Below are 3027 nucleotides of genomic sequence, written 5' to 3' on the forward strand. Positions count from 1 at the left end.
CCATCACATAGGCGTCGGCAGCCTTCCAACCTTTGCTCGTATTGAGGTTGGCGATACGGTTGCGCTTCTTGACGACGCGCCGTATCTCCGTGTCGTATTCGAAGGTGACGCCACGCGCCACGCAGAGCTCGGCCAGACGGTCGGTGAACATCTTGCAGTCACCGGTTTCGTCGCCCGGCAGTCGCAGGCCTCCGACGAATTTTTCACGCACCCCTGCCAGCCCCGGCTCGGCTGAGATGCAGCCGTCGGGATCGAGAATCTCGTAGGGAACGCCATATGCCTTCAGCACTTCGACATCGCCGGCAGTGCCGTCGAGCTGCTGTTGAGTTCGAAAAAGCTGCAGCGTTCCCTTGGCGCGCTCGTCATAGGCGATGCCGCTCGCCTCGCGCAACGCTTTCAGCGTGTCGCGGCTGTATTCGGCCAAAGGCACCATCCGCGCCTTGTTCACCGCATAGCGCTCAGCCGTGCAGTTGCGCAGCATCCTGACCAGCCATACCCATATGCGGATCGAGAGTCGGCCGCACCACCAGCGGACCATGCTTCATCAACAGCCATTTGATCGCCTTCAGCGGGACGCCGGGACCGGCCCAGGGCGAGGCATAGCCGGGCGAAATCTCGCCGGCATTGGCAAAGCTGGTTTCCAGCGCCGGACCCTTCTGGCGGTCGATGACAGTCACTTCATGGCCGGCCTCGGCCAGATAATAAGCGGTGGTGACCCCGATAACGCCACCGCCCAGCACGAAGATCTTCATCGCATAGTTCTCCAGAACGACGTCTTGTCAGGGATTTTGGGGGTGGGGCATCGTGGCCATCTGTCTGCCGGATTTTACGCCGTCCGCCAAGTGCCCAAGCATGTCGCCCAAAAGTACGCAGCGGTTTTGGGACATCGAGATGCGTAAAAAGGCCCGCACGCTATCCATTCACATAGCGCCGGTGAAAACGGTGTCCGAGGCTGGTCAAGATTTCATAGCCGATGGTGCCGGCATGGCCGGCCGCCTGATCCACCGTTTGCGACGGTCCGATCAGTTCGACGAGGTCGCCCGCCTTCAGCCTGTCGGGCGGCAGGGCCGAAATGTCGAGAACGATCGAATCCATCGATACACGGCCCACGAACGGCAAACGCACATTTTCGACCCAGGCGGCGGAAGCCGCGCGACGATGCCAGCCATCGGCATAGCCAAGCGAGATCGTTGCGGCGACCAGCGAATCGGTCACGTGAAATATGGCCATAGCCGACGCCGGCGCCCCTAACGAGGCTGCGCGTCTGGATGACCTTTGCCTGAAGCCGCACCACCGGCAGCATCGGATTTTCCTCGGCTGGCGTCGGATTGATGCCGTAGAGCGCCGCACCGGGCCGGGCGAGGTCGTAGTGAAAGGGCTGCCCAAGAAAGATGCCGGAGGAATTGGCCAGCGAGGCCGGCACCGGTGGCAGCATCCTGCGCAGCCGCTCGAATTCCAGCCGCTGCTGCTCGTTGGCCGGATGCTCGGGTTCGTCGGCGCGAGCGAGATGGCTCATCACGAAGGTGGCGTTGATGCCGTCGAAAGCCCGCGGATCGGCAGTGACGGCCTCCACCTCGGCTGCCGCCATGCCGAGCCGCGACATGCCGCTGTCGACCTGAATTCCAGCCTTGAGCTTGCGGCCGGCCCGCTGCGCCGCCGAGCGCCAGGCGGCGAGTTGGCCGGCGCTGTTGATGACCACGCCCAGCTCCGCTTCGATGGCTTCGCTTTCAGCGCCCGGCTGAATGCCGTTCAGCACATAGATCGCCGGCCGTGCGCCGAGCGCCTGGCGCAGCAAGACACCTTCGGCCAGATGCGCCACGAAAAAAGTAGCGCAGCCCTCGGCCGCCAGCGCCGCCGCCACCTGGGCCCCGCCGAGCCCGTAGCCGTCGGCCTTGACGACACCCGCGCAGCCAACATCGCCTAAACGCGCCTTGAGCCGCCGGTAATTTTCGCGGATGGCGCCGAGATCGATGGTCAATATGGCGCCGGCCGCCGCTTCGCTGATCGGCGCGGCTTTGACGGCGACCCTTTCAGAAAGAGATTTTTTGGAAGCGCCGTTCATGCCAACCCCGTCTGCAGCGGATTGGCCATCAATAAGGCCACCGCGCTGACGCGGCAACCGTGGTCGGCGCGAGCGCGGCTTGCGCCAAGTTACGCAACCAGATGCCGGAACGCCGCAACCACATCCTCATAGACCTGACGCTTGAACGGCACGATCAGGTCGGGCAATTCCTCCATTGGCCGCCAATCCCATTTGTCGAACTCGGCGGTGTGGCCGCCCGGCGGCGGATTGATCTCGATCTCGCTCACGTCGCCGTGAAAGCGGAAGGCGAACCATTTTTGCGTCTGGCCGCGATATTTCCCCTTGAAGGCGATGCCGACCAGATGGGCCGGCAGGTCGTAATATATCCAGTTCGGCGCCTCATCCAGCAACGAGACGCTGCGTATGCCGGTTTCTTCGTAGAGTTCCCGCTGTGCCGCCTGCAGCGGCTCTTCGCCCTTGTCGATGCCGCCCTGCGGCATCTGCCAGAGCTGCGTCGTGCCGGCGAATTCGCTGTCCGGCTCGGCAATGCGATGCCCGACCCAGACCAGCCCGTCGCCGTTGAGGACCATCAGTCCGACACAGCGACGATAAGGCAGCGTCTCGGGATCGACCGGTTCTTTCTTCGTCATGCTCAACCTTTTTCCGGATCCACCGCCACTGCCGAAATCGGCACGATCTCGATGCCGCGCTTCTTGGCCTCGCTCACCCAGGCCGACACGGTGTCGACCGTCAGGTCGAAGGCCGAGCCGATGCCGACGGCAAAGCCTTTCGCCCGCGCGGTGGCTTCCAGTTCGTCCAGCTTCTTCAAAATGGCGCCGCGGTCCCGCACCGCGTCGATCGACGTGTCGCCGGCAACGAACGGCACGCCGTTTTTCAACGCCAGGTCGGGTGCCAGGCTACGCGCCGACGAACCGTCGTCGACATAGGCCAGGCCGCGCCTGCCGAGCTCTGCCATCAGCGGCCCCATCGCCGCCGCTTCGGCC

2 protein-coding genes and 2 pseudogenes are annotated in these 3027 nt (G+C 63.9%); all 4 read right to left on the reverse strand.

The genetic code is table 11. The annotated features are described in order from the left end of the window. Positions 1-752, reverse strand: a pseudogene (locus EOA85_RS31225) (D-amino acid dehydrogenase); the annotation flags it as partial. A 160-nt stretch (positions 753-912) separates the two neighbouring features. Beyond that, positions 913-2062, reverse strand: a pseudogene (gene alr, locus EOA85_RS31230) (alanine racemase). An 89-nt stretch (positions 2063-2151) separates the two neighbouring features. Continuing rightward, positions 2152-2673 (reverse strand): RNA pyrophosphohydrolase, encoded by a 522-nt coding sequence (locus EOA85_RS31235; protein WP_127212303.1) that lies wholly within the window; start codon positions 2671-2673, stop codon positions 2152-2154. Between the two features lie 2 nt (positions 2674-2675). Next, on the reverse strand, positions 2676-3027 hold a 352-nt coding region (locus EOA85_RS31240; protein ID WP_206523409.1), incomplete at its 5' end, for a divergent polysaccharide deacetylase family protein.

It is taken from the genome of Mesorhizobium sp. M5C.F.Ca.IN.020.29.1.1 (assembly GCF_003997375.1).
Lineage (GTDB): Bacteria > Pseudomonadota > Alphaproteobacteria > Rhizobiales > Rhizobiaceae > Mesorhizobium > Mesorhizobium wenxiniae.

Bases quoted from the DNA above. Each gene is read 5' to 3' on its own strand.
- EOA85_RS31235 (WP_127212303.1), bottom strand. From the start codon at position 2,673: ATGACGAAGAAAGAACCGGTCGATCCCGAGACGCTGCCTTATCGTCGC.